Here is a 22,978-nt window from a genome sequence, read left to right on the forward strand (position 1 = left end):
GCGCGGCCTCCTTGCTGGTTGCGCAGAGCCGGTCCATCCTCCGGGTGGGCCGGCTTTCGTATGCCCGCTGCTGCTGCGTCGTGCAAGGCGTCTCAGACCGCCGTCTCAGGAGTGCTCCCGCCAACGCCACCCGTGGTCGACCGGGCCGATGCCGCCGCCGAGGGCGAACCCTCCCGCGATCGCGCCGGTCACGTACTCCTTGGCCGCGGCCACCGCCACGGGCACCGCGTCTCCCTGTGCGAGGCGTGACGCTATCGCCGCGGCGAGCGTGCAGCCGGTGCCGTGCGTGTGGCGGTTGTCGTACCGGGGCGCGCGCAGCCAGTACTCGTCGCCGCCGTCGGTGAGCAGGTCCACGGCCTGGTCCGCGCCGGCGTCGGTAGCGCTGCCGGGCTCCAGGTGCCCGCCCTTGATCAGCGCCCAGCGCGGTCCGAGTTCGAGCAGGGCGGTGGCGGCGCGCCGCATCGCCTCGGACGAGTCGACGTGCACACCGGTGAGTTGGGCCACCTCGTCGAGGTTCGGCGTGGCGACCGTCGCGGTGGGCAGCAGCTTGGTGCGTACGGCATCGAGCGCGGACTCCGCGAGCAGCGCGTCGCCGTGCTTGGAGACGCCGACCGGGTCGACGACCACGGGGGCGTCGGTGCCGGCGAGCAGTTCGGCGACGGTCTCCACCAGCGGTGCGGAGGAGAGCATGCCCGTCTTGACCGCCTGGACGCCGATGTCGTCCACGACGCTGCGGTACTGGGCCCGCACGGCCTCCACGGGAAGCTCCCAGGCGTCCTGCACGCCCAGGGAGTTCTGCGCGGTGACGGCGGCGATCACGCTCATGCCGTGCGTCCCGAGCGCCAGCATCGTCTTCAGGTCGGCCTGAATGCCCGCACCGCCCCCGGAGTCGGAACCGGCCACGGTCAGCACACGTGCGGGAACGGTCATGTCGCCTCTTCACCTACCTGGGATGTCACGTCCACCTGCCCGGGATGTCACGGCGCAATCCGCCCGCCCTGCCGCACCGGCCCCGGCCGACCGCACCGATCAACCCCACACAGGCGGCCCCTACCCGGAACGGCCTGCCCTACCCGGAACGGACCGCACACCAGGAACCACGTGCGGAACGAGGCACGACCCGCGCCACGCACCGGGGTCAGTTCTCGATGTCCGCGAAGTGGTCCCAGCCCGTCTTGCTCCACGGTGCGCCGTCGACGGTCACCTGGGGCAGCGCGGACGGGTTCAGCACCTCGCCGATCACCTTCCAGCGGGCCGGGAGTTTGACGTCCGGCGGGAAGGTGGCCACGATCGCGTGGTCCTCTCCCCCGGTGAGCACCCAGTGCAGCGGGTCCACGCCGACGGCCTGCCCGATGTCGTTCATCTGCGAGGGAATGTCGAGGGCGCCGGAGCGGATGTCGATGCGGACCTTGCTGGCCGTCGCGATGTGCCCGAGGTCGGCCACCAGGCCGTCGCTGACGTCGGTCATCGCGTTCGCGCCGAGTCCCGCCGCGGCGGGGCCCGCGTGGTACGGCGGCTCCGGCCTGCGGTGCGCCTCGACGAAGGCGCGCGGCGAGCGGAATCCGCGGGAGAGCACCGCGTGCCCGGCCGCCGACCAGCCGAGCCAGCCGGTCACGGCGACCACGTCACCGGGCTGTGCACCGGCGCGGGTGACCGGCTCGTGGCCCCGCAGGTCGCCCAGGGCAGTGATGGCGACGGTGATGGTGTCGCCGCGCACGACGTCCCCGCCGACCACCGCGGCGCCCGCGACCTGGCATTCGTCACGCAGCCCGTCCATCATCTCGGTGGGCCAGCCGGCGTTGAGCTCGGCGGGTACGACGAGGCCGAGCAGCAGCGCGGTCGGGACCGCGCCCATCGCGGCGATGTCCGCCAGGTTCTGCGCCGCGGCCTTGCGGCCCACGTCGTAGGCCGTGGACCAGTCACGACGGAAGTGCCGCCCCTCCAGCAGGACGTCGGTGCTCGCCACGACCCTGCGGTCGGGCGCGGCCACCACCGCGGCGTCGTCGCCCGGCCCGATCCGGACCGCCGGGGTGGTGGTGAGCCGAGCGGTGAGCTCTCTGATGAGCCCGAACTCGCCCAACTCGCCCACGCTTCCCTTCATTGTGGTGTTGCCCCTTCCGCGCCGGTCTGACTGCAATTCTGCCCGTGGCCGTCACCGCTCGTGAACCGGGGTACCGCCGAGACCGGGCGCCGGCACACGTACGGTGCGTGCCGGAATCCGCCACGCACCGATCCGATCGCCGTCCAGGGGTCGGCCCGTGGCCCGTTGGCCTCGAACGGCCGGAGCGAAGCCCCATATGCGCCACCGTGTCTATGGGTCTCCCCCTGACGAGCGGCGACGCGATAACGTGGCGTCCCTTTCTTCCCCATGATCCTCGTGGCCGCCCTGGAGGTTCCGTGGTACAGGCGTACATCCTGATCCAGACGGATGTCGGCAAGGCTTCGGCCGTCGCCGACACCGTCGGCAAGGTCCCCGGCGTGATCCAGGCCGAGGACGTGACGGGTCCCTATGACGTGATCGTGCGTGCGCAGGCCGACAGCGTCGATGAACTGGGTCGTATCGTGGTCGCCAAGATCCAGCAGGTGGACGGCATCACCCGTACCCTCACCTGCCCGGTCGTCCATCTGTAGCCCCTGTCTAAGCTTGGCCGGTGCGCTTCTTCCGACACCGACTCCGGCGCCGCCGCGCCGCCGTGCCGTCCGTCTTCGCCCTGCTCGTCGCGTTCGCCGCCGCAGGGTGCACCTCAACGGACGAGGCGGCGTCGGCGGCGGTTCCCTCTCCGGATGCGAGTACGGCGACTTTCTGCCGTCATCTCGACCGACAGCTTCCGCGGCGCGTGGACGACCTGAGCCGCGTCGATCCGACACCACAGTCCGCGCTCACCGCCGGCTGGGGCGATCCGGCGATCATACTGCGCTGCGGTGTGCCCCGCCCGGCGCAGATGGACGACCCCAAGGAGCGCTCCGTGGAGGTGAACGGCGTCGACTGGATCGAGGAAAAGAACGACGACGGCTCCTACCGCCTCACCACCACCCTGCGCAAGGCGTACGTGGAGGTGATCATCCCCGAGCAGCGGACCGCACGTGGCCTGAACCCGATCATCGACCTCGCGCCGGCCGTGCAGAAGACGATCCCGCACGGCATCGCCGGCTGAACGCACCGCACGGGAGACCCACCGCACGGAAGACGCACCGCACGGGAGACCCACGGGAGAACCCGCTACCGCAGCCCCGTGGACCGCCTCAGCGCCGCCTGGATCAGGCGGTCCACCAGCTCGGGGTAGCTGACGCCGCTCTCCTGCCACATGCGCGGATACATGGAGATCGGGGTGAAGCCGGGCATGGTGTTGATCTCGTTCAGCACGAACCCGCCGTCCTCGGTGAGGAACAGGTCGGCCCGCACCAGGCCCTCGCAGGAGGCGGCCTCGAAGGCGGCCACCGCGAGCCGCTGCACCTCGGCGGTCTGCTCGGGGGTGAGCGGGGCGGGCACGATGCCGGGGGCGGCGTCGATGTACTTGGCCTCGAAGTCGTAGAAGTCGTGCGCGGCGGCCGGCGGGATCTCGGCGGGCAGGCTGGCCCGCGGGCCGTCCTCGAACTCCAGCACCCCGCACTCGATCTCGCGGCCCCTGAGCAACGACTCCACCAGGATCTTCGGGTCGTGCCGGCGTGCCTCGGAGAGCGCCTCGTCGAGCCCCTCGAACGAGCCGACCTTGGTGATGCCCATCGAGGAGCCGGCCCGCGCCGGCTTGATGAACAACGGCCAGCCGTGCTCCCCCGCGAAGTCCACGATCCGCTTGCGTGCCGCGGCCTCGTCGTGCTCCCACTCCCGCGGCCGGATCACCAGGTACGGGCCGACCGGCAGCCCGAACGAGGTGAACATCCGCTTCATGTACTCCTTGTCCTGGCCGACCGCCGAGGCCAGCACGCCCGAGCCGACGTACGGCGTGCCGGAGAGTTCGAGCAGGCCCTGCAAGGTGCCGTCCTCGCCGTACGGGCCGTGCAGCACCGGGAAGACGACGTCGACCTCGCCGAGCGCCTTGGGCACGGCACCCGGCTCGCTGTAGACGACCTCGCGGTTGCCCGGGTCGACCGACAGCAGCACGCCACCCTCGGTGGACTCGGCCAGCTCCGCAACGCTCGGCGTGCGGCGCTCGGTGATGGCCATCCGCTCGGGCTCGTCGGCGGTCAGCGCCCAGCGGCCGTCCGTCGTGATGCCGATGGGCAGGACGTCGTACTTGGCACGGTCGATCGCCCGCAGCACGGCACCGGCGGTGACCACCGAGATGCCATGCTCGGAACTGCGCCCGCCGAACACCACGGCAACGCGGGGCTTGCGGGCCTCGGGCTTCTGGGAGGGGTTCTCGCTGCTCATATCGCGATGAGACTACCTGCTGGTAAGCCCGCCGTCAGCGCACCACGATCCCTTTTCACAAGCCCCGGCCCGCACATCGCCGCCCCCAGGCCACGACGGAACCTCAAGGCCCCCCGCCGCGCACAGCCCGTCCGGGGGTACCTCCCAGACCCTCAAGGCACTGAGGGAGTTCGAGGACGAGGCCAGCCAAAAACAGCCCGTCCGGCGCTTGAGGACGAGCCCGCCACACCAGCCGGCCCGCACTCAAGAACAAGCCCGCCAAAAACAGCCCGTCCGGCGCTTGAGGACGAGCCCGAAGGGCGACAGGGGGGTTCCGGGGGCGCGCCCCCCGGACGGCGCCCCGCGCGCCCGCAGAGCGGCACCCACTACCGCCGTTCGGGCTTGGCGCTGCGCGACATCAGTTCCTTGAGGGCCACGGCCGGCGGCTTGCCCTCGTGGACGATGCCGACGACCGTCTCGGTGATGGGCATGTCGACCCCGTGCCGGCGCGCCAGATCGAGCACCGACTCACAGGACTTGACGCCCTCCGCGGTCTGCCGGGTGACCGCGATGGTCTCCTGCAAGGTCATCCCCTTGCCCAGGTTCGTACCGAAGGTGTGGTTGCGGGACAGCGGCGAAGAGCAGGTGGCCACCAGGTCGCCGAGTCCGGCGAGTCCGGAGAACGTCATGGGATCGGCGCCCATCGCCAGGCCCAGCCGGGTGGTCTCGGCCAGCCCGCGCGTGATGAGCGAACCCTTGGCGTTGTCACCGAGCCCCATGCCGTCCGCGATGCCGACAGCGAGCCCGATGACGTTCTTCACCGCACCGCCCAGTTCGCAGCCGACCACGTCGGTGTTGGTGTACGGGCGGAAGTACGGCGTGTGGCAGGCGGCCTGGAGACGGCGGGCCACCGCCTCGTCCCGGCAGGCGACCACCGCGGCGGCGGGCATCCGGGCGGCGATCTCCCGGGCCAGGTTGGGACCCGTCACGACCGCTATGCGTTCCTCGCCGACCTTCGCGACGTCCTGGATGACCTCGCTCATCCGCATCGCGGAGCCCAGCTCGACGCCCTTCATCAGGGAGACCAGCACGGTGTCGGGTGCGAGCAGTGGGGCCCAGGCCGCGAGGTTGCCGCGCAGCGTCTGCGCGGGAATGGCGAGCACCGCGAGGTCGGCACCGGCGGCGGCCTCGGCCGGATCGCTGGTGGCACGGACACGTTCGGGGAGTTCGACACCCGGCAGGTAGTCCGGGTTGCTGCGAGTGGAGTTGACGGCGTCGGCGGCCTCGGGGCGCCGGGCCCACAGGGTCACCTCGCATCCGGCGTCGGCGAGCACGACCGCGAAGGCGGTGCCCCATGAGCCGGTGCCGAAGACGGCCGCCTTGACGGGGCGCGCGCCGGGCGGCGACCCCTCGGGCACGGATCCTGAGGAAGCGGCGGCAGGCGTCACTTGCCGGCCTCCGCTTCGCGGCCCTCTCCGCTGGACGACCCCACGGTGCCGGCGGCGCCCTCGGTGGTCCCGTCGGCCGCGGCAGCCGCTTCGGTGGCGTCCCCGGCGGTCTTGGCCGGTGCGTCCTCGGCACGTGCACCGTCGGCGAGCTCACGCTCGCGTGCGGACCTGCGGCGTTGCTCGATGCGCACCTTGCGGGGGTCGAAGCGGACCTTGGGTGCCGGCTCGCCGCGCAGCACTTCGAGCTGGGCCGTCACGGCGTCCATGAGGACCTCGGTGACTTCCTTCAGCAGCTCGGGGGTGAGCTCCCTGCCGTAGAAGCGCGACAGGTCCACCGGAGGCCCGGCGAGCACGTGGTGGGTCTTGCGGGGCAGCAGGCTCGGCTTCTTGGCGTACGGCGCCAGCAGCAGGTTGGCACCCCACTGGGCGACGGGGATGACCGGGCAGCGGGTCTCCAGGGCGACCCGGGCGGCGCCGGTCTTGCCGGTCATCGGCCAAAGGTCGGGGTCCCGGGTGAGGGTGCCCTCGGGGTAGAACGCGACGCACTCGCCGCGCTCCACGGCGTCGATCGCCGCCCGGAAGGCGCTGAGCGCGTCGGTGCTCTCGCGGTACACCGGAATCTGCCCGGTGCCGCGCATCACGGCGCCCACGAATCCCTTCTTGAAAAGGCCGTGCTTGGCGAGGAATCGCGGAACGCGACCGGTGTCGTACTGAAAGTGGGCGTACGCGAACGGATCCACATGCGAATTGTGGTTCACCACGGTGATAAAACCGCCGTCGGCCGGAATGTGCTCCATTCCACGCCAGTCACGCTTCAGCAGAAGTAGCAGCGGCGGTTTGCAAAGGACTGCCGCAAGGCGGTACCAGAAGCCGATTCTGCGGCGGGCCACGCGCGCACCTTCCTTCAGGGTCCGGGGATCGCACAAGTGTCACCCCGGGCCGCGGGTCTGTCGAGGACACCGTACGCCCGGGCCTTCCAGGTCACCCCCTGCCAGGTCCCCCTTCCTCTACCCGGCGCCACGCGGGTCAGTCCCGGGCGGCAGGCGACAATGGGCGCGGTACGAAGGAACGGAGCTGTGGTGCAGTGGACCCTGGTCATTCCGCTGAAGCCCTTGTCGCGGGCCAAGAGCAGGCTTGCGGACACCGCGGACGACGGGCTGCGCCCGGACCTCGCGCTGGCCTTCGCGCAGGACACGGTGGCGGCGGCAGGCGCCTGCCCGGGCGTCGGCGAGGTGGTGGTCGTCACCGATGACGCACGGGCCGGACATGAGCTGGCCGCCCTAGGTGCCCGAATCATCCCGGACACGCCCGGAGCCGGCCTCAATGCCGCGCTCGCGTATGCCGCGGCATTGCTGCGCGAGGCCCGCCCGGATGCCGCACTGGCGACCCTGAACGCGGATCTTCCGGCGCTGCGCCCCGCCGAACTCTCCCGGGTGCTCGCAGCCGCGGGGGAATTCCCACGCGCTTTCCTCCCGGACGCCGCCGGAATCGGCACCACCCTGCTCACCGCAGCACCCGGCACTCCCCTGCACCCGGCTTTCGGTGGCACGTCCCGGGCCCGGCACCGGGCTTCCGGCGCGGTGGAACTCACGCTGAGCGAGGTGGACTCCGTCCGTCTCGACGTGGACACCGGCGCCGATCTGCGGGCCGCCCTGAGCCTCGGCGTGGGCCCGCGCACCGCGCGGGCGACCGCGGGACTGCTCCTCGCCGACCCGTGCCCGCGGATGTGACCGCCCGCCCAGGTCCCCGGTGGCCACCACGCATCGAGCACCGCCAGCGCCGAAGGCGCCTGGGGCACCCTCCGTCGCGCGCCGTAGTCTGGCCTTGTGCAGGCCACCGCGTACACCTACGACCCCGAGACCCGCACCGGCAGTGTGTTGCTCGACGACGGCACTCCGGTCCCCTTCGACGCCACCGCCTTCGACGCGGGCGGTCTACGGCTGCTGCGCCCCGGACAACGGGTACGGATCGAGGTCACGAAAACCGCCGAGGCCTCCGGATCCGACGGGGTCCCCGGATCCGACGGGGTCTCTGATCCCGGCATGCGGATCACACTCGTCACCTTGCAGACGCTCTGATCACATCCGGCAAACGCTCTGATCGCGCTACCAGCCGCCCGGGTCACACCGCAGACGCACCGAGTAACGCCCGGATCCGGCGATGGCTCCGGTTCTCCCGCTGAATGTCGACGACTGCACGCCGGTGACGGACGAGCCGCTGAATGACACCCGCGGCCTGCTGCCCAAGGCACCCGGGTCCCCGAGGGGCACCCGACTCCCCAAGGGGCACCTGACTCCCCGAGGGGCACCGACGCGACGACACGCGCCGTCGTACGCCCCGCGCGCGGCAGTCCGCCGTCCTTCCCGCCCCCAGCCCGTCCGACACGCCGCAAACAGCCCCCGGCGGCCCCACGGCCCCGCAAGGGGTCCGGGGAACCCGGTGACACCGCGGGCCGGGCTCCCAGGGGGAGTCCGGCCCGGCGCGAGTGCCCGTGTCGTTCCTGTGGTGCGTGCCTTACCTCCTGCGGGCGGTGGCCTTCTTCGCGGTGGTCTTGCGGCCCGTGGACTTCTTGGCGGGCGCCTTCTTGGCCGTCGCCTTCCTGGCGGGCGCGGACTTCCGTGCCGTGGTCTTCTTCGCCGTGGTCTTCTTCGCGGGTGCCTTCTTGGCGGTGGCCTTCTTCGCCGCGGCGGTGGTCTTCTTCGCCGCCGTGGTCTTCTTCGCCGCGGCCGTGGTCTTCTTCGCCGCGGCCTTCTTGGCCGTCGCCTTCTTCGCCGCGGCCTTGGTGGTGGCCGTACCTCCCGTGAGGCTGCCCTTGGGGGCCTTCTTGACGGCGACGTCATGCTTCGGGAGCTTCTTGGAACCGCTCACCAGGTCCTTGAAGCCCTGGCCGGCCCGGAAGCGGGGCACCGAGGTCTTCTTGACCCGCACACGCTCCCCGGTCTGCGGGTTGCGGGCGTATCGGGCCGGCCGGTCGACCTTCTCGAAGGACCCGAACCCGGTGACCGAGATCCTCTCCCCGTGGACAACTGCCCGGACGATGGCGTCCAGGACGGCGTCGACGGCTTCGGCCGCCTGCTGACGCCCGCCCATCTTGTCGGCAATCGCTTCTACGAGCTGCGCCTTGTTCACGTCTTCCCCTTCGGAGACATCGCCAGAACGAATCTGTTCAAGCTTTTTCGCACGTTAGGCAGATATATACCGCAAATCAAACACGAAACGGCCTAATCACCCTTGTGCCGCAATGAGTCCCGACCGTTGATGACTTCCTGCACGGTCCACGCGGCGCGACGCTCAGACGTCGTGGGGGAATCGACCCTCGTCGAGGTCTGCGTTCAGTTGTTCCAGACGCCTTGCGGCCTCGGCGAGGTCGTGCTTGGCTGCGGCCGTGATGACCAGCAGTTTCCGGGTCAGCGCCATCCGTACGCTCTCCGGGACTTGCAATGTGCGCACCCGCCGGTGCGCGACCTTCAGCCGGTCCGCGACCACCCCGTAGAGCTCGAGTTGATCGTCGCGGTCCATGCACCGATTGTGCCATCTGAGGCGAGTTGTCGCCCCTGCTGGACGCAACTGCGGTGCGTCCGGACCACTCCGGAGTCCCGTCGCGACAGCACTGACGACTCCCCCGGTACCCGTCCTGTGGGGCCCTATTCCCTTTGCGTTCCGGGGAGTTGGACGCAGGGCCGGGAGTGCCGCCTGGTGGGGCGCGGGCCGTAAAAATGTGCATAAGGATGTACCCCCAACCGTGAACGGTAGGGGGTACATCGGGGCCTTGCGAGGACATACGCGCCGGTGTGTCCATGGTTTTGGCACTCCGCGGCGTTGGTCCGGGCCGCACGGGGTACGGCGGACGGCTCAGACCTGGAGGGTGCGCGGCTTGAACGACGGCCGGTCGGCCTCGTACGCGGCGATGTCCGACTCGTTGCGCAGCGTGATGCTGATGTCGTCCAGGCCGTTCAGCAGCCGCCAGCGGGAGTTCTCGTCGAGCTCGAAGTCGGCGGTGATGCCCTCGGCCCGCACCTGGCGGTCCTGGAGGTCGACGGTGATCTCGGCCGTCGGGTCATCCTCGATCAGGGTCCACAGCGCTTCCACGACCTTCTGGTCGAGGACGACGGTGAGCAGGCCGTTCTTCAACGAGTTGCCCCGGAAGATGTCGGCGAAACGGGCGGAGATCACGGTCTTGAAGCCGTAGTTCTGTAGCGCCCAGACGGCATGCTCGCGGGAGGAGCCGGTGCCGAAGTCGGGGCCGGCGACCAGCACGCTGGCGCCCTTGCGCTCCGGTTTGTTCAGCACGAAGTCGGGGTCCTTGCGCCAGGCCTCGAAGAGGCCGTCCTCAAAACCGTCCCGGGTGACCTTCTTGAGCCAGTGGGCGGGGATGATCTGGTCGGTGTCGACATTGCTGCGGCGCAGCGGGACGGCCCGGCCGGTGTGCGTGGTGAAGGCTTCCATGGTTGTCCTTTACTCAGGTTTCCCGAGCGATGTCCGCGCCGGTCCCCCTCGGCTGGCCTGCTCTTCCGGCTGGGGGTCCGGGGGGCGTCCCCCGGGAAAACGCAGTAACAGAGCTTCGAGTGGGTCCGCGACCTTTTCTCCGGCCGGCTCAGACGCCCGCGGCGGCGGGCGCGTCGGCCAGGTCGGCCGGGGCGGCCAGCTGCCCCAGGACCGCGGTGGCCGCGGCGACCTGCGGGGAGACCAGGTGGGTGCGGCCGCCCTTGCCCTGCCGTCCCTCGAAGTTGCGGTTGGAGGTGGACGCGGAGCGCTCACCGGGGGCGAGTTGGTCGGGGTTCATGCCCAGGCACATGGAACAGCCCGCGTGCCGCCACTCGGCGCCGGCCTCCTTGAAGACCTTGTCCAGGCCCTCCTCGACGGCCTGGAGTCCGACCCGCGCGGATCCTGGCACGACCAGCATCCGTACGCCGTCGGCGACTTTGCGGCCCCGCACGATGTCGGCGGCGGCGCGCAGGTCCTCGATGCGACCGTTGGTGCAGGAACCTACGAAGACGGTGTCGACCTTGATCTCGCGCAGCGGCTGCCCGGGGGTCAACGCCATGTACTCCAGGGCCTTTTCGGCGGCCAGCCGCTCCGAAGCGTCTTCGTACGAAGCGGGGTCGGGGACCCGCTCGCCGAGCGGCAGGCCCTGGCCGGGGTTGGTGCCCCAGGTGACGAACGGGGTGAGCTGGGTGGCGTCGATGTACACCTCGGCGTCGAAGACCGCGTCGTCGTCGGTGCGCAGCGTCTGCCAGTAGGCGACGGCCGCGTCCCAGTCGTCGCCCTCGGGGGCGTGCGGGCGGCCCTCGAGGTAGTCGAACGTGGTCCGGTCGGGCGCGATCATGCCGGCCCGGGCGCCTGCCTCGATGGACATGTTGCAGATGGTCATCCGGGCCTCCATCGAGAGCTTCTCGACGGCCGAGCCGCGGTACTCGATGACATAGCCCTGGCCGCCACCGGTGCCGATCTTGGCGATGATGGCCAGGATCAGGTCCTTGGCGGTGACGCCCTCGGGCAGTTCGCCCTCGACTGTGATGGCCATGGTCTTCGGGCGGGTCATCGGCAACGTCTGGGTGGCCAGCACGTGCTCGACCTGCGAGGTGCCGATACCGAAGGCCAGTGCGCCGAACGCGCCGTGCGTGGAGGTGTGCGAGTCACCGCAGACCACGGTGGTGCCCGGCTGGGTCAGCCCGAGCTGTGGTCCGACCACGTGTACGACACCCTGCTCGACGTCGCCCAGCGAGTGCAGCCGTACGCCGAACTCCGCGCAGTTCTTGCGCAGCGTCTCCAGCTGGGTGCGGGAGACCGGGTCCGCGATCGGCTTGTCGATGTCGAGGGTCGGGGTGTTGTGGTCCTCGGTGGCGATGGTCAGGTCGCGGCGACGCACCTCACGACCGTTCTTGCGCAGCCCGTCGAAGGCCTGGGGGCTGGTGACCTCGTGGATCAGATGCAGGTCGATGAAGAGGAGGTCGGGCTCGCCCTCGGCGCGCCGAACGACATGGTCGTCCCAGACCTTCTCCGCCAGTGTCCTACCCATCGCTTTCCCTCCGGCCGGCGTCAGTGACCGGCGCAACTAGAGATGTGGTGACGCATGCCCGGTACCCCCGGGATACGTCGCCTGCGGGCGCGGACGCCGTCCATCGGCTGGTGCCGCTCTGCACGGGCCGCTGTCCCTACAGAGTGGCAAGTCCGCTGCGAAATTGAACTTGCGTTTCACAGAGTGAGACGTGAGTATCGTTTCATGGACAACTCTAGCGGCGTCGGCGTTCTGGACAAGGCGGCCCTTGTGCTGAGCGCTCTGGAGTCCGGTCCGGCCACCCTCGCGGGTCTGGTCGCGGCCACCGGACTGGCACGACCCACGGCGCACCGGCTCGCCGTGGCACTCGAGCACCATCGAATGGTGGCGCGGGACATGCAGGGCCGATTCATCCTGGGCCCGCGCCTCGGGGAGCTGGCCGCAGCGGCCGGCGAGGACCGGCTGCTGGCCACCGCAGGTCCCGTCCTGACTCATCTGCGGGATGTGACGGGCGAGAGCGCGCAGCTGTATCGCCGCCAAGGCGACATGCGGATCTGCGTCGCCGCCGCCGAGCGTCTCTCGGGTCTGCGGGACACGGTCCCGGTGGGCTCGACGCTCACGATGAAGGCGGGTTCCTCGGCGCAGATCCTGATGGCCTGGGAGGAGCCGGAGCGGCTGCACCGCGGCCTCCAGGGGGCGCGTTTCACGGCGACGGCACTGTCCGGGGTGCGCCGCCGGGGTTGGGCGCAGTCGATCGGTGAGCGTGAGCCGGGGGTGGCGTCGGTTTCCGCCCCGGTGCGGGGCCCGTCGAACCGGGTGGTGGCCGCGGTGTCGGTGTCCGGCCCGATCGAGCGCCTGACGCGGCATCCGGGCCGTATGCACGCGCAGGCCGTCATCGACGCGGCGGCCCGCCTTTCGGAGGCGCTGCGCCGCTCGAGCTGAGCCCGGCCCGCGCCGGTACGCACCGCGTCGCCGGCCGTGTCCGCCTCGCCCCCGCATCCGGCACCGAGTGAGCAGGGCGGCCTCAACGCCGCGGCAGCCCTGCCTGCTCTGCGCCGGGGAAGAGTCTCGCCGGGGAAGAGGAAGAGTCGGAGACACAAAGAAGGCCCTCCGCTGAAGCCGGAGAGCCATCACTTGCTGTTGTGCTGTGTACCCCCGACCGGATTCGAACCGGCGCTACCGCCTTGAGAGGGCGGCGTGCTAGGCCGCTACACAACGGGGGCCTTCGTAGATCCTGCCCGATGCCATCTGCCTGTCACCTTGCCGAAGAAGGCGGTGACTCGGCTGATCCACGGGATGGATCCGTACCCCCGACCGGATTCGAACCGGCGCTACTGCCTTGAGAGGGCAGCGTGCTAGGCCGCTACACAACGGGGGCTTTGCAGATGAGCTCTGCGAGCTGGCCTACCAGGACTCGAACCTAGACTAACTGAACCAGAATCAGTCGTGCTGCCAATTACACCATAGGCCACCGGAACACAACCCTGTGTAGAGGTTGTCACTCGGCTTGCGCTTGCGAGTCCCGGGCTCCTGCCCGTTTCCCTCGGCGCAGGAAGAACATTACCCGAACCTCGACGGCGCTCCAAAACGGGTATCGCCGTCCAGCAGCGCCGGGAGCTCATCAAGGCCCGTGATGCGGCGCACACCGTCCGGTAGGTCCCGTGTGTCGCCCCCGCGGTCGAGCCAGATCCCGAGCAGTCCGGCGTCGCGCGCGCCGCGTGCGTCCGTGTCGAGCTGGTCACCCACGTAGGCCACCTCGGCGGGAGCGAGGTCGAGTGCGGCACAGACCGCGCGGAAGGCCGCGGAGTGCGGCTTGGAGACGCCGAGGCCGTCGGCGCACAGCAACGCCTCGAACCGGTCCCGCACCCCGAGGGCACGCAGTTTGCGCTCCTGGGCCGCCACCGCGCCGTTGGAGAGCACGGCGTGCCGGTAGGCGATGCCGAGGGCGTCCAGGGCCGGCAGCGTGTCGGGAAAGAGCGTCCAGGCGGCCTCGTAGTGTGCGAGATACCGACCGAACCACGCGTCGACGGCGGCGTCGTCCCAGCCGGCGGCGACCCCACCGGAAGCGATCTGACGGGCGGCGATCTGACGGGCGGCGATCGGTCCGACCATGGCTCCCGCGGCCAGGAAGTCGCGCACCCGGGCGCGTCGCTGCTCCTGGAAGTCGACGTCGCCGGCCGCGAACCGGGTCCAGTGCCGGTCGGTGAGGGCCCGCCACAGGGCGAGGGCGTCCTCCGCGGTGCCGTAGCGCTCCAACAGCTCCTCGGCGAGCAGATGGGCCCGCATCCCGGCGGTGTCGGCTCCTGCGTAGTCGAAGAGCGTGTCGTCGATGTCCCAGACGACGGCTTTGATCAACACGGCTGCCTCCCGGGCCGGGATGGAGACGTCCCATCGGCGGTCGGCTTCACGATGGGTGTGTGTCTTTGCCTGCCTGTGCTGCTGCCATGGTGCGCCTTCAAGGGCGCCCCTTCCTCCGGTCAGGGGCGCCCTTGAAGGCGTGCGCTGCCCTGGTGAGCGGGCAGCGGGTGGGGTGGCTCGACGCGGAGCCGTCGCCCTGCGGTCAGGCGGCCAGCCTGGCCAGCGCGGCGTCCACACGCGCCAGCGTGCGTTCGCGTCCCAGCACCTCGAGCGACTCGAAGAGCGGCAGACCGACCGTGCGGCCGGTGACCGAGACACGGACCGGGGCCTGGGCCTTGCCCAGCTTGAGGCCGTGCTCCTCGCCCGCCGCGAGAACGGCGGCCTTCAGCTCGTCGGCGCGCCACGCATCGTCACCGAGGGCGGCCAGCTTGGCGCGCGCGGTGGTCAGAAGGGCGTCGGAGCCCTCCTTCATGGCCTTGTTCCACGACGTCTCGTCCCACACCGGCTCGGGCAGGAACAGGAAGTCGACGTTGGCCGTGATGTCGGACAGGACGGTGACACGGGTCTGCGCCTGCGGCGCGATCGCCTCGAAGGCGGCCGGGTCGAAGTCCTCGGGCGCCCAGGGCGCGTGCGGGGCCCGCAGCCAGGGCCCGCAGGCCTCGACGAACGCCTTCGGGTCGAGCTGCCGGATGTGGTCGGCGTTGATCGCCTCGGCCTTCTTCAGGTCGAAGCGTGCCGGGTTCGGGTTCACGTTCGTCAGGTCGAAGGCGGCGACCATCTCGTCCATCGTGAAGATGTCGCGGTCCGGCGCGAGCGACCAGCCGAGCAGCGAGAGGTAGTTGAGCAGGCCGGCGGGGAGGAAGCCACGGTCCCGGTAGAGGTTCAGGGACGCCTGCGGGTCGCGCTTGGAGAGCTTCTTGTTCCCCTCCCCCATGACGTACGGCAGATGGCCGAACTCGGGGACGAACTTGGCGTAGCCGAGGTCCATCAGCGCCTGGTAGAGGGCGATCTGCCGCGGGGTGGAGGAGAGCAGGTCCTCGCCGCGCAGGATGTGGGTGATCTCCATCAACGCGTCGTCGATCGGGTTGACGAGCGTGTAGAGCGGGGCGCCGTTGGCCCGGACGATGCCGTAGTCGGTGACGTTCTCCGGGGTGAAGGTCAGCTCGCCGCGCACCAGGTCGACGAAGGTGATCGTCTCGTCGGGCATGCGGAAGCGGACGATCGGCTCACGGCCCTCGGCGCGGTACGCCGCCACCTGCTCGGCGGTGAGGTCCCGGCAGTGGCCGTCGTAGCCGGAGGGCCGGCCGGCGGCGCGTGCGGCCTCGCGGCGCTCCGTCAGCTCCTCGGTGGTGCAGTAGCAGTGGTACGCGCGACCGCCGGCGAGCAGTTTCTCAGCCACGTCGCGGTAGAGGTCCATGCGCTGCGACTGGCGGTACGGCGCGTGCGGCCCGCCCACCTCGGGGCCCTCGTCCCAGTCGAAACCGAGCCAGCGCATGGCGTCCAGCAGCTGCTCGTAGGACTCCTGCGAGTCACGGGCCGCGTCGGTGTCCTCGATGCGGAACACGAACGTGCCGCCGTGGCGCCGGGCGTAGGCCCAGTTGAACAGGGCGGTGCGGACCAGGCCCACGTGCGGGTTGCCGGTCGGAGAGGGACAGAAACGCACGCGGACGGGGAAGCCGGTGCCGGGGGTCGCGTTAGCCACGCTTGATCACCCTGTTGGTGAGAGTGCCGATGCCTTCGATGGTGACGGCGACCTCGTCGCCGGTGTTGAGGGGGCCGACCCCAGCAGGGGTGCCCGTGAGGACGACATCACCCGGGAGCAGGGTCATCGCCTCGGTGAGGTTGACGATCAGATCCTCGATCGGGTGGATCATCTCGCTGGTGCGGCCGAGCTGGCGTTGCTCGCCGTTGACGGTGCACTGGATGGTCAGGTCGCTCGCCGTGGCCAGGTCCAGGTCGGTGACCACCCAGGGGCCGAGCGGGCAGGAGGTGTCGAAGCCCTTGGCCCGTGCCCACTGCTTCTCGCGCTTCTGGACGTCGCGTGCCGTGACGTCGTTGGCGCAGGTGTAGCCGAAGATCACGTCGGCGACCCGCTCGCGTGGCACCTCGCGGCACATCCGGCCGATGACGACGGCCAGCTCCGCTTCGTGGTGCAGGTCCTCGGAGAAGGACGGGTACGCGATCCCGTCGCCGGTGCCGATCACGGACGTCGACGGCTTGAAGAAGGCGAACGGTTCCGGGGGCACCTCGTTGCCCAGCTCGGCGGCGTGCTCGGCGTAGTTGCGGCCGAAGGCCACGACCTTGTTCGGCAGCACGGGCGGCAGCAGCCGGACCTTGCTCAGCGGCACCCTGGTGCCGGAGAGCTCGAAGTCCGTGAACGGGATGCCCTTGATGATGTTGAGAACGAGCCCGTCGGTGCCGTCGGCCGGTCCCGGAGAGCCGTCGCCCTCAACCGCGCCGAAGGCGACGTTCCCGTCGATGGAGAATCTGGCGATACGCACGCCTTAAGTCCCTCACTGAGCCTGACTGAACCTGCGGAAACTGAGGCTCCAGGCTAACGCGCGAGGCCTGCGGCGCCGCGCGCATTACTGCCGGTCGACGCCGGCGGCACCGTGCGGGTGGCGCGGGCGGCGGCGCGCCAGGCCGTCGGGAGTGCGGGCGGCAGCACGCCGGGAGGGGACGGGAGTGCGGGCGGCCGTGCTGTGCGCATCGGGGGGGCCGGCGCCGTCCGGCGCAAGCGGCCCGGCGCCCCTTTCCCCGGCGCTCGGCCGTACTCCGGGGCTCACCCGAGCACGGTTACCGCACCGGTTTCCCGGATGCGCCGCGGTCTGCCTCCGTGCATCCAGGTGACCGGGAACCTTCGGGGCGGGCGGCGAGTGGCACCCCCGGACGCCGCCCGCGTGCCCCCGTGCGGTGCGTCGCGCACGGCGCGCTCACTACGCGACGGGTGCGCCTTCGACGGCGGTGAGCTCGGTGCCCTCGGTGCCCTCGATGCCGAACGTGATCTGCGTCGTGTGCGCCTCGGGGACGGTCAGCAGCACGGTGCGCCGGGGGTTGGCGGTCTGGGCCGGCAGGATGACGACGTCCTCCGGCCGGGGTGCCGGCTCCGGAGAGATGCGCAGTCCTTCGGCGTCCGCGAGGTGCGCGAGGGTGGTGCGCTGCGGGTTGGCTATCGTGCGGATCACCGTCGTCGTCTTCATGGACAGCTCGGAACCTTTGCAGTAGAGGTCGGTCTGTAAAGCGTCAGGCTAAACATCAGGTTCCTCGGCCGACGCGAGAAGCAGCCATGATTCCCCTGTGAGTTTGCTCACGGATCATCGGACAATTCCCACCCATTCGGGCATGCAACGCGCTGGAAGATAACGGACATCAGGAACGGAAGACCCATTCCGGTCCCGACCCCTACAGCCGGGGCACCGAAGACCTCCGCAGGACCGGGAGCGAAAAATCCCTTATCAGGGGGAACGCATTCCACGTGACGTAACGCCTCCCTCACCCGGTGTCACGGTGGGACACAGGCTGGCACCCGGCCCTTGTTGGAGATCCCGCACTGTGCTGGAATTCCCGGGACCGCCGCGGAGGGGAGAGTCCGGCGCACAGGGGCGCAGTACAGCGCCGCACGGCGGCGGGAAGGGGGACCAGCGCCGGTCACTCAAGACCACCGGGGCGCGTGCGCCCCACCACGCCGACACCGTCCCACCGTTCGCGGAGGGGCGCCTGGTCCAGAGGTTGCGACGCTAGTGCAGGGACGTTTCAAGAGGGATGGCAGCGCTTCGGCCGAGTCGGAGCCGCACGGCGGGCCCAGCCGCGGCTCCTCGACCCAGCACGCCCAGAATCCCGGACCGCGATCGCCCGGCGGCGGTGAACGCACCGCGCGCGCGAGCTCCTCGGTGGCCAAGCCGGGCGGGCAGCCCACGCAGGCATCGGCCAAGCCGAAGCCCAAGGCCCAGAGCGGCCCCGGCCCCCGAATAGCACTGCGCAACTGGCGTATCTCCACCCGCCTGGTCTCCCTGCTCGCGCTGCCCGTGGTCGCCGCGACCACCCTCGGCGGCCTGCGGATCAACTCGTCGTTGGACGACATCCAGCAGCTGGACAACATGAAGCTGCTGACCGACATGACCAAGCAGGCGACCGAGCTGGCCGCCGCGCTCGAAGAGGAACGCGACCAGTCCGCGGGGCCCCTGGCGCACGGCGCCAGCGACAAGGCCTACGACGTCGCCGGTCCCCGGGCGAAGACCGAGCGGGCCCTGAAGGCGTTCAGGGACGAGGCCCAGAAGATCGACGACGCCGACAACAAGGGCTTGCTCGGCGTACACGCCAACCTCGTCCAGATCACCGGGCAGCTGGACGACCTGCAAAGCATCCGCAAGGACGCCTTCGACCCGCCCGCGTCGCTCTCCCAGACGGTGGACAGCTACAGCCAGCTGATCCAGCAGTTGCTCACCCTGTCCGAGGACATGGCGCAGGCCACCAGCAACCCGGAGATGATCCAGCGGGTGCGCGCCCTGGCGGCCTTCTCCTCCGCCAAGGAGTACGCGTCCGTCCAGCGGGCCGTCATCGCCGCCGCCCTGCCGCCCAACGGCAAGGAACACGGCCACCTCACCGAGACGGACCGCCGCTACGGTTCGGCGGCGTACGAGAAGTACCGCTCCGAGCTGGACATCTTCAGCGGCATCTACCAGGGCGACACCCCGGCGGACAAGCTCCTCAAGCCGATCGACGACACCAACCCGACCATCCAGGAAGCCGACAACTACGCGCAGCACGTCCTCCAGCAGTCCAACGGCATGCAGATCCAGGACAAGCGGTCGTACAAGGACTGGGTGGACGCCGACTCCACCAAGATCCTCGCGATGTCCAAGATCGAGATGACGCTGCTGGACGAGATGGAGCAGCGGGCCCGCGAGCTGCGCAACGAGTCCGAGCGCGAGGCCATCATCAGCGGTGCGCTGATCGTGCTGGTGCTCGGTGTGTCGCTGGTCGGCGCCTTCATCGTGGCGCGATCCATGATCCGCTCGCTGCGACGGCTCCAGGACACCGCGACCAAGGTCGCCCAGGACCGCCTGCCGGAGCTGGTCAGGCAGCTCTCCGAATCGGACCCGCAGGACGTGGACAGCTCCGTCGAGTCGGTCGGCGTGCACTCGCGCGACGAGATCGGCAAGGTGGCAGCGGCCTTCGACGACGTGCACCGCGAGGCGGTCCGGCTGGCCGCCGAGCAGGCGCTGCTGCGGGGCAACGTCAACGCGATGTTCACCAACCTCTCGCGCCGCAGCCAGGGCCTGATCCAGCGCCAGCTGTCGCTGATCTCCGAACTGGAGTCCCGCGAGGCCGACCCGGACCAGCTCTCCTCGCTGTTCAAGCTCGACCACCTGGCCACCCGTATGCGCCGCAACGGCGAGAACCTCCTGGTCCTCGCCGGTGAGGAGCCGGGCCGCCGGTGGACCCGCCCGGTCCCGCTCGTCGACGTGCTGCGCGCCGCGGCCTCCGAGGTGGAGCAGTACGAGCGCATCGAGCTGGCCGCGGTCCCGGCCACCGAGGTCGCCGGCCGCGTCGTCAACGACCTCGTGCACCTGCTCGCCGAGCTGCTGGAGAACGCCACCTCGTTCTCCTCGCCGCAGACCAAGGTCAAGGTCACCGGTCACGCACTGCCCGACGGCCGGGTCCTGGTCGAGATCCACGACACCGGTATCGGCCTGTCCCCCGAGGACCTGGCGTCGATCAACGAGCGGCTGGCCGCACCGCCCACCGTGGACGTGTCGGTCTCCCGCCGCATGGGCCTGTTCGTGGTCGGCCGGCTCTCGCAGCGGCACGGCATCCGCATCCAGCTGCGCCCCTCCGACTCCGGCGGCACGACCGCGCTGGTCATGCTGCCCGTCGACGTCGCCCAGGGCGGCCGGCGTGCACCCGGCAAGGGCGGTGCGCCGTCCACCGGTGGGCCCGCCGCCGCGCAGGCCGCCGCTGGTGCCGCTGCCGCACGCCGCAGCATGGCCGCCGGAAGCCCCGGCGGACCGTCGGCGGGTGGCGCGCCGGGCCGGCTGGAGACCGGTGCACCGCGCGGCCAGATGGGCGCCGGTCCCGGTGCACGGGCGGCGCTGCCGTCCCGCGAGGTCGGTCCGGGCGTGCAGCGCCCGGGGCCGGGCAGCCCGTTGCCCGGTGACCCGCAGGCTCCCGCTGCTCCGCAGCCCGGCAGCCCGGTGTCCGCGAGCGCGTTCGGCCAGGACTCCGGCATGCCGTCCGTGCCGTCACCCGGTGGCATCCGGGCGACCGGCAGGCACCGGGACGGCTTCAGCGACGAGCTGCCCGGCACCGCCCCGAACGCTCCCCGCTCCGCCGGCCCCTCGCTGCCCGCCCAACGCACCGGCGACAGCGACGCGTCCCGCCGGCCGGAGCTGCCGATGCGCGGCGGGGTGCGCGCCGAACTGCCCGGCGGCAGCTCGCAGCCCACGGACGACAGCCCGTCCGTGCCCGGCTGGGGCGGCGCACAGCCGCCGAGCGGCCCGGACACCGTGCGCGGCCACGAGGAGTCGGGCTCGCTGTTCGCCCGCCCCGACGACCGCATGGGCGCACCGCAGAACGCTTCCACCGGCCAGTTCCCCGCTTTCGGGGACGACCGGCAGGGTCCCGGCTCGACGGCGGAGATCCCGCGGATCGACGATCGGCAGGGTCCCGGCTCGACGGCGGAGATCCCCCGCATCGACGACCGGCAGGGCCCCGGCTCCACCGGCCAGTTCGCGCGCCCGGACTTCAATGCGCCGCGACCGGACTTCGCCGCGCCGCAGCCCGACCGCGGCGCCGCACGGCCGGACCTGGGCGCCCCGCAGCGGGGTGCCGGTGGCGGGCAGGACACGGGCCAGTACGGCCGCCAGGACCTCTTCGGCGGATCGCCGGCGGCCCGCCGGCCCGACGACCACCGCGCCGATCAGGACGCCGCCTCCACAGGCCAGTTCGCGGCCTACGACGACCGCCGGGGCGCGGCCCAGGACGGTTCCACGGGACAGTTCACCCGGCCGGACTACGACGCCGGCCGGCCCGGCGCACCGCAGGAGACCGGCTCGATCGGGCAGTTCGCCCAGTCGGCCTTCGGGAACCGTCCTCCGGGCGGGCCCGAGTCGGCCGGCGCACCCGGCAGCAACACCGGCGACACCGGGCCCTTCACCGCCCCGCAGTTCGACCGCGGGCGGCTGTCGATGCGCCCGACGCAGCGCGCCGGCTCTCCGGCAGACCAGGACTCCCTGCCGCCGGCCACCGGCCCCGGCGACGGTCGTACACCGCTGTACGACACGTTGGAGACCAACTGGTTCCGCGGGGGCCGTGGGTCGGCCCCGAGCAGGCCGCCGTCGCCGCCCGCCGGGTCCCGTCCCGGTGGCGGTGCGCCGAGCGGTCCCGGCGGCTTCGGTGGTACCGGGAGCCCCGGCGGCTTCCCGGGCACCGGCGGCCCCAGCAGCCCGAACGGCAGCAACCGGGCGGGCAGCACCCAACCCGTCGGCCAGCCCCTTCCGGACGGTTCCACCTGGCGCTCCTCGCCCAACGACGAGCTGGTCCGCCAGGCGGAGCGGACCCGCCAGCCCTCGGCAGGCGGGGTCACCACATCGGGACTTCCGCGTCGGGTGCCGCGGGCCAATCTCGTCGCGGGCACGGCTCAGGAGCAACAGCACCAGGCCGGACCGCAGGTGTCGCGCGCGCCCGATGACGTGCGCGGCAGGCTGACCAATCTCCGTCGGGGCATCCAACAGGGTCGCCAGGCCGGATCGGGCTCGCCGACCGGCAGCTTCCCGAGCCCCACTCACCAGCAGGAGCGTTAGTTGAGCCCGATGAGCCAGGCGGCACAGAACCTGAACTGGTTGATCACCAACTTCGTGGACAACACCCCAGGCGTGTCCCACACTGTGGTGGTCTCCGCCGACGGACTCCTCCTGGCGATGTCCGAAGGCTTCCCACGTGACCGGGCCGACCAGCTCGCGGCCGTGGCCTCTGGCCTGACTTCCCTCACGTCCGGGGCGTCCCGGATCTTCGAGGGCGGTATGGTCACCCAAACCGTGGTGGAGATGGAACGGGGGTTTCTCTTCATCATGCAGATATCGGATGGTTCGTCATTGGCTGTTCTCGCCCATCCCGAGTGCGACATCGGACTCGTGGGTTACGAGATGGCGCTGCTCGTCGATCGTGCGGGTGCGGTCCTCACGCCGGACCTACGCGCGGAGCTCCAGGGCAGCCTGCTGCACTAGCCGGTCGTCCCTTTCGAGTCGGCGACTTGCCGCATCATCCGATGCACCACCATCGCACCACCTGGCCGCCATATACAGTCCAGTTCCCCCCACCGGTTCTGTCAGACGGCACGCAGACCACTTGCTGTCCCGCCCGGAGGATCCATGACCCCGCCTACCGCCTCTCACGATCCGTACGGAGCTTCCCACCAGTCGTACGGTCCTGAAGGCGACCAGCCGCTGGTGCGCCCGTATGCCATGACCGGCGGCCGGACCAGGCCCCGGTATCAGCTCGCCATCGAGGCTCTGGTGAGCACAACCGCTGATCCGACACAGCTGATGGGGCTGTTGCCGGAGCACCAGCGGATCTGCCACCTCTGCCGGGAAGTGAAGTCCGTGGCGGAGGTTTCGGCACTGCTGTCGATGCCGCTCGGGGTGGCCCGTATCCTCGTCGCCGACCTCGCAGAGGCCGGGCTTGTCGCCATCCACCAGCCCGGCGGCGACGAAAATGCCGGCGGTCAGCCGGATGTGACACTGCTGGAAAGGGTGCTCAGTGGACTTCGCAAGCTCTGACGGAGGCCGGTCGACGACCTCCGCGAAGATCGTGGTGGCCGGGGGA

Annotated in this window: 21 protein-coding genes, 3 tRNA genes and 1 pseudogene; 9 read left to right on the forward strand and 16 right to left on the reverse strand. The window is 70.8% G+C overall.

Annotated elements, in window-relative coordinates; translation table 11 throughout:
- Positions 1-105: 105 nt before the first annotated feature.
- Both thiD and NQO67_RS40050 read right to left on the reverse strand, forming a co-directional pair.
- Positions 106-930, reverse strand: coding sequence for a bifunctional hydroxymethylpyrimidine kinase/phosphomethylpyrimidine kinase (gene thiD / locus NQO67_RS40045; RefSeq protein ID WP_255955476.1), 825 nt, complete (start codon positions 928-930; stop codon positions 106-108).
- A 208-nt stretch (positions 931-1,138) separates the two neighbouring features.
- Entirely contained in the window at positions 1,139-2,101 is a 963-nt protein-coding gene (locus NQO67_RS40050) for a thiamine-phosphate kinase (RefSeq protein ID WP_255955477.1), read from the reverse strand.
- 296 nt (positions 2,102-2,397) lie between these two features.
- Here NQO67_RS40050 and NQO67_RS40055 point away from each other — a divergent pair, with 296 nt between their 5' ends.
- Positions 2,398-2,631 carry an Lrp/AsnC family transcriptional regulator gene (locus NQO67_RS40055; RefSeq protein WP_255955478.1) on the forward strand — a complete coding sequence of 78 codons (234 nt, stop codon included), beginning with the start codon at positions 2,398-2,400 and terminating at the stop codon, positions 2,629-2,631.
- Positions 2,632-2,651: 20 nt separating this feature from the next.
- On the forward strand, positions 2,652-3,155 hold the full coding sequence (locus tag NQO67_RS40060; protein ID WP_374119283.1) for a DUF3515 domain-containing protein: 504 nt from the start codon (positions 2,652-2,654) through the stop codon (positions 3,153-3,155).
- Positions 3,156-3,220: 65 nt separating this feature from the next.
- Here NQO67_RS40060 and NQO67_RS40065 read toward each other — a convergent pair whose 3' ends face one another.
- The 3 genes from NQO67_RS40065 to NQO67_RS40075 form a co-directional block, all read right to left on the reverse strand.
- Positions 3,221-4,372: a D-alanine--D-alanine ligase family protein gene (locus NQO67_RS40065; protein WP_255955479.1), complete on the reverse strand. Its 1,152-nt coding sequence runs from the start codon at positions 4,370-4,372 to the stop codon at positions 3,221-3,223.
- Positions 4,373-4,737: 365 nt separating this feature from the next.
- On the reverse strand, positions 4,738-5,769 hold the full coding sequence (locus tag NQO67_RS40070; protein WP_255955480.1) for an NAD(P)H-dependent glycerol-3-phosphate dehydrogenase: 1,032 nt from the start codon (positions 5,767-5,769) through the stop codon (positions 4,738-4,740).
- Positions 5,770-5,795: 26 nt separating this feature from the next.
- Positions 5,796-6,689 (reverse strand): lysophospholipid acyltransferase family protein, encoded by an 894-nt coding sequence (locus NQO67_RS40075; RefSeq protein ID WP_255955481.1) that lies wholly within the window; start codon positions 6,687-6,689, stop codon positions 5,796-5,798.
- A 189-nt stretch (positions 6,690-6,878) separates the two neighbouring features.
- Between NQO67_RS40075 and cofC the strand changes: the two genes are divergently transcribed.
- Positions 6,879-7,529: a 2-phospho-L-lactate guanylyltransferase gene (gene cofC / locus NQO67_RS40080; protein WP_255955499.1), complete on the forward strand. Its 651-nt coding sequence runs from the start codon at positions 6,879-6,881 to the stop codon at positions 7,527-7,529.
- A gap of 96 nt (positions 7,530-7,625) precedes the next feature.
- A complete protein-coding gene (locus NQO67_RS40085) occupies positions 7,626-7,877 on the forward strand; it encodes a hypothetical protein (protein WP_255955482.1) in 252 nt (83 codons plus the stop codon).
- A 436-nt stretch (positions 7,878-8,313) separates the two neighbouring features.
- Here NQO67_RS40085 and NQO67_RS40090 read toward each other — a convergent pair whose 3' ends face one another.
- The 4 genes from NQO67_RS40090 to leuC all read right to left on the reverse strand — a co-directional run bounded on the left by NQO67_RS40090 (position 8,314) and on the right by leuC (position 11,818).
- Positions 8,314-8,928: an HU family DNA-binding protein gene (locus NQO67_RS40090; protein ID WP_255955483.1), complete on the reverse strand. Its 615-nt coding sequence runs from the start codon at positions 8,926-8,928 to the stop codon at positions 8,314-8,316.
- 162 nt (positions 8,929-9,090) lie between these two features.
- On the reverse strand, positions 9,091-9,318 hold the full coding sequence (locus NQO67_RS40095; RefSeq protein WP_255955484.1) for an SCO5555 family protein: 228 nt from the start codon (positions 9,316-9,318) through the stop codon (positions 9,091-9,093).
- Positions 9,319-9,651: 333 nt separating this feature from the next.
- A complete protein-coding gene (leuD, locus tag NQO67_RS40100; protein ID WP_255955485.1) occupies positions 9,652-10,245 on the reverse strand; it encodes a 3-isopropylmalate dehydratase small subunit in 594 nt (197 codons plus the stop codon).
- 148 nt (positions 10,246-10,393) lie between these two features.
- The gene (gene leuC, locus NQO67_RS40105) at positions 10,394-11,818 is read right to left on the reverse strand and encodes a 3-isopropylmalate dehydratase large subunit (RefSeq protein WP_255955487.1); all 1,425 of its coding nucleotides are present in this window, start codon (positions 11,816-11,818) and stop codon (positions 10,394-10,396) included.
- Positions 11,819-12,022: 204 nt separating this feature from the next.
- Here leuC and ndgR point away from each other — a divergent pair, with 204 nt between their 5' ends.
- A complete protein-coding gene (gene ndgR / locus NQO67_RS40110) occupies positions 12,023-12,739 on the forward strand; it encodes an IclR family transcriptional regulator NdgR (protein WP_255955488.1) in 717 nt (238 codons plus the stop codon).
- Positions 12,740-12,947: 208 nt separating this feature from the next.
- Here the strand turns inward: ndgR and NQO67_RS40115 are convergent.
- The 7 genes from NQO67_RS40115 to NQO67_RS40145 form a co-directional block, all read right to left on the reverse strand.
- Positions 12,948-13,020: transfer RNA gene (locus NQO67_RS40115), tRNA-Glu, on the reverse strand.
- An 82-nt stretch (positions 13,021-13,102) separates the two neighbouring features.
- A tRNA-Glu gene (locus tag NQO67_RS40120) sits at positions 13,103-13,175 on the reverse strand.
- Positions 13,176-13,196: 21 nt separating this feature from the next.
- A tRNA-Gln gene (locus NQO67_RS40125) sits at positions 13,197-13,268 on the reverse strand.
- An 89-nt stretch (positions 13,269-13,357) separates the two neighbouring features.
- Complete coding sequence (locus NQO67_RS40130; protein ID WP_255955489.1) at positions 13,358-14,155, reverse strand: HAD family hydrolase; 798 nt, start codon at positions 14,153-14,155, stop codon at positions 13,358-13,360.
- Positions 14,156-14,357: 202 nt separating this feature from the next.
- On the reverse strand, positions 14,358-15,857 hold the full coding sequence (gene gltX / locus NQO67_RS40135; protein WP_255955490.1) for a glutamate--tRNA ligase: 1,500 nt from the start codon (positions 15,855-15,857) through the stop codon (positions 14,358-14,360).
- On the reverse strand, positions 15,850-16,656 hold the full coding sequence (locus NQO67_RS40140) for a fumarylacetoacetate hydrolase family protein (protein WP_255955491.1): 807 nt from the start codon (positions 16,654-16,656) through the stop codon (positions 15,850-15,852). The genes gltX and NQO67_RS40140 overlap by 8 nt, the downstream gene beginning before the upstream one ends.
- 435 nt (positions 16,657-17,091) lie before the next feature.
- Positions 17,092-17,355: a hypothetical protein gene (locus NQO67_RS40145; RefSeq protein WP_255955492.1), complete on the reverse strand. Its 264-nt coding sequence runs from the start codon at positions 17,353-17,355 to the stop codon at positions 17,092-17,094.
- A gap of 540 nt (positions 17,356-17,895) precedes the next feature.
- Between NQO67_RS40145 and NQO67_RS40150 the strand changes: the two genes are divergently transcribed.
- From NQO67_RS40150 to NQO67_RS40165, 4 genes and pseudogenes are all read left to right on the forward strand, one after another.
- Complete coding sequence (locus NQO67_RS40150; RefSeq protein WP_255955493.1) at positions 17,896-21,957, forward strand: sensor histidine kinase; 4,062 nt, start codon at positions 17,896-17,898, stop codon at positions 21,955-21,957.
- 9 nt (positions 21,958-21,966) lie between these two features.
- Entirely contained in the window at positions 21,967-22,380 is a 414-nt protein-coding gene (locus NQO67_RS40155) for a roadblock/LC7 domain-containing protein (RefSeq protein ID WP_212911881.1), read from the forward strand.
- Positions 22,381-22,524: 144 nt separating this feature from the next.
- The gene (locus NQO67_RS40160; protein WP_255955494.1) at positions 22,525-22,932 is read left to right on the forward strand and encodes a DUF742 domain-containing protein; all 408 of its coding nucleotides are present in this window, start codon (positions 22,525-22,527) and stop codon (positions 22,930-22,932) included.
- Positions 22,913-22,978: pseudogene (locus NQO67_RS40165) on the forward strand (ATP-binding protein); the annotation flags it as partial. The gene NQO67_RS40160 and the pseudogene NQO67_RS40165, both read left to right, overlap by 20 nt.

Origin of the sequence: Streptomyces odontomachi, from assembly GCF_024435355.1 — a bacterium.
Classification (GTDB): domain Bacteria; phylum Actinomycetota; class Actinomycetes; order Streptomycetales; family Streptomycetaceae; genus Streptomyces; species Streptomyces odontomachi.

Coding starts and splice junctions, on each gene's coding strand:
- thiD (WP_255955476.1), bottom strand. CDS start 930: ATGACCGTTCCCGCACGTGTGCTGACCGTGGCCGGTTCCGACTCCGGG.
- NQO67_RS40050 (WP_255955477.1), bottom strand. CDS start 2,101: ATGAAGGGAAGCGTGGGCGAGTTGGGCGAGTTCGGGCTCATCAGAGAG.
- NQO67_RS40065 (WP_255955479.1), bottom strand. CDS start 4,372: ATGAGCAGCGAGAACCCCTCCCAGAAGCCCGAGGCCCGCAAGCCCCGC.
- NQO67_RS40095 (WP_255955484.1), bottom strand. CDS start 9,318: ATGGACCGCGACGATCAACTCGAGCTCTACGGGGTGGTCGCGGACCGG.
- leuD (WP_255955485.1), bottom strand. CDS start 10,245: ATGGAAGCCTTCACCACGCACACCGGCCGGGCCGTCCCGCTGCGCCGC.
- leuC (WP_255955487.1), bottom strand. CDS start 11,818: ATGGGTAGGACACTGGCGGAGAAGGTCTGGGACGACCATGTCGTTCGG.
- ndgR (WP_255955488.1), top strand. CDS start 12,023: ATGGACAACTCTAGCGGCGTCGGCGTTCTGGACAAGGCGGCCCTTGTG.
- NQO67_RS40145 (WP_255955492.1), bottom strand. CDS start 17,355: ATGAAGACGACGACGGTGATCCGCACGATAGCCAACCCGCAGCGCACC.
- NQO67_RS40155 (WP_212911881.1), top strand. CDS start 21,967: ATGAGCCAGGCGGCACAGAACCTGAACTGGTTGATCACCAACTTCGTG.
- NQO67_RS40160 (WP_255955494.1), top strand. CDS start 22,525: ATGACCCCGCCTACCGCCTCTCACGATCCGTACGGAGCTTCCCACCAG.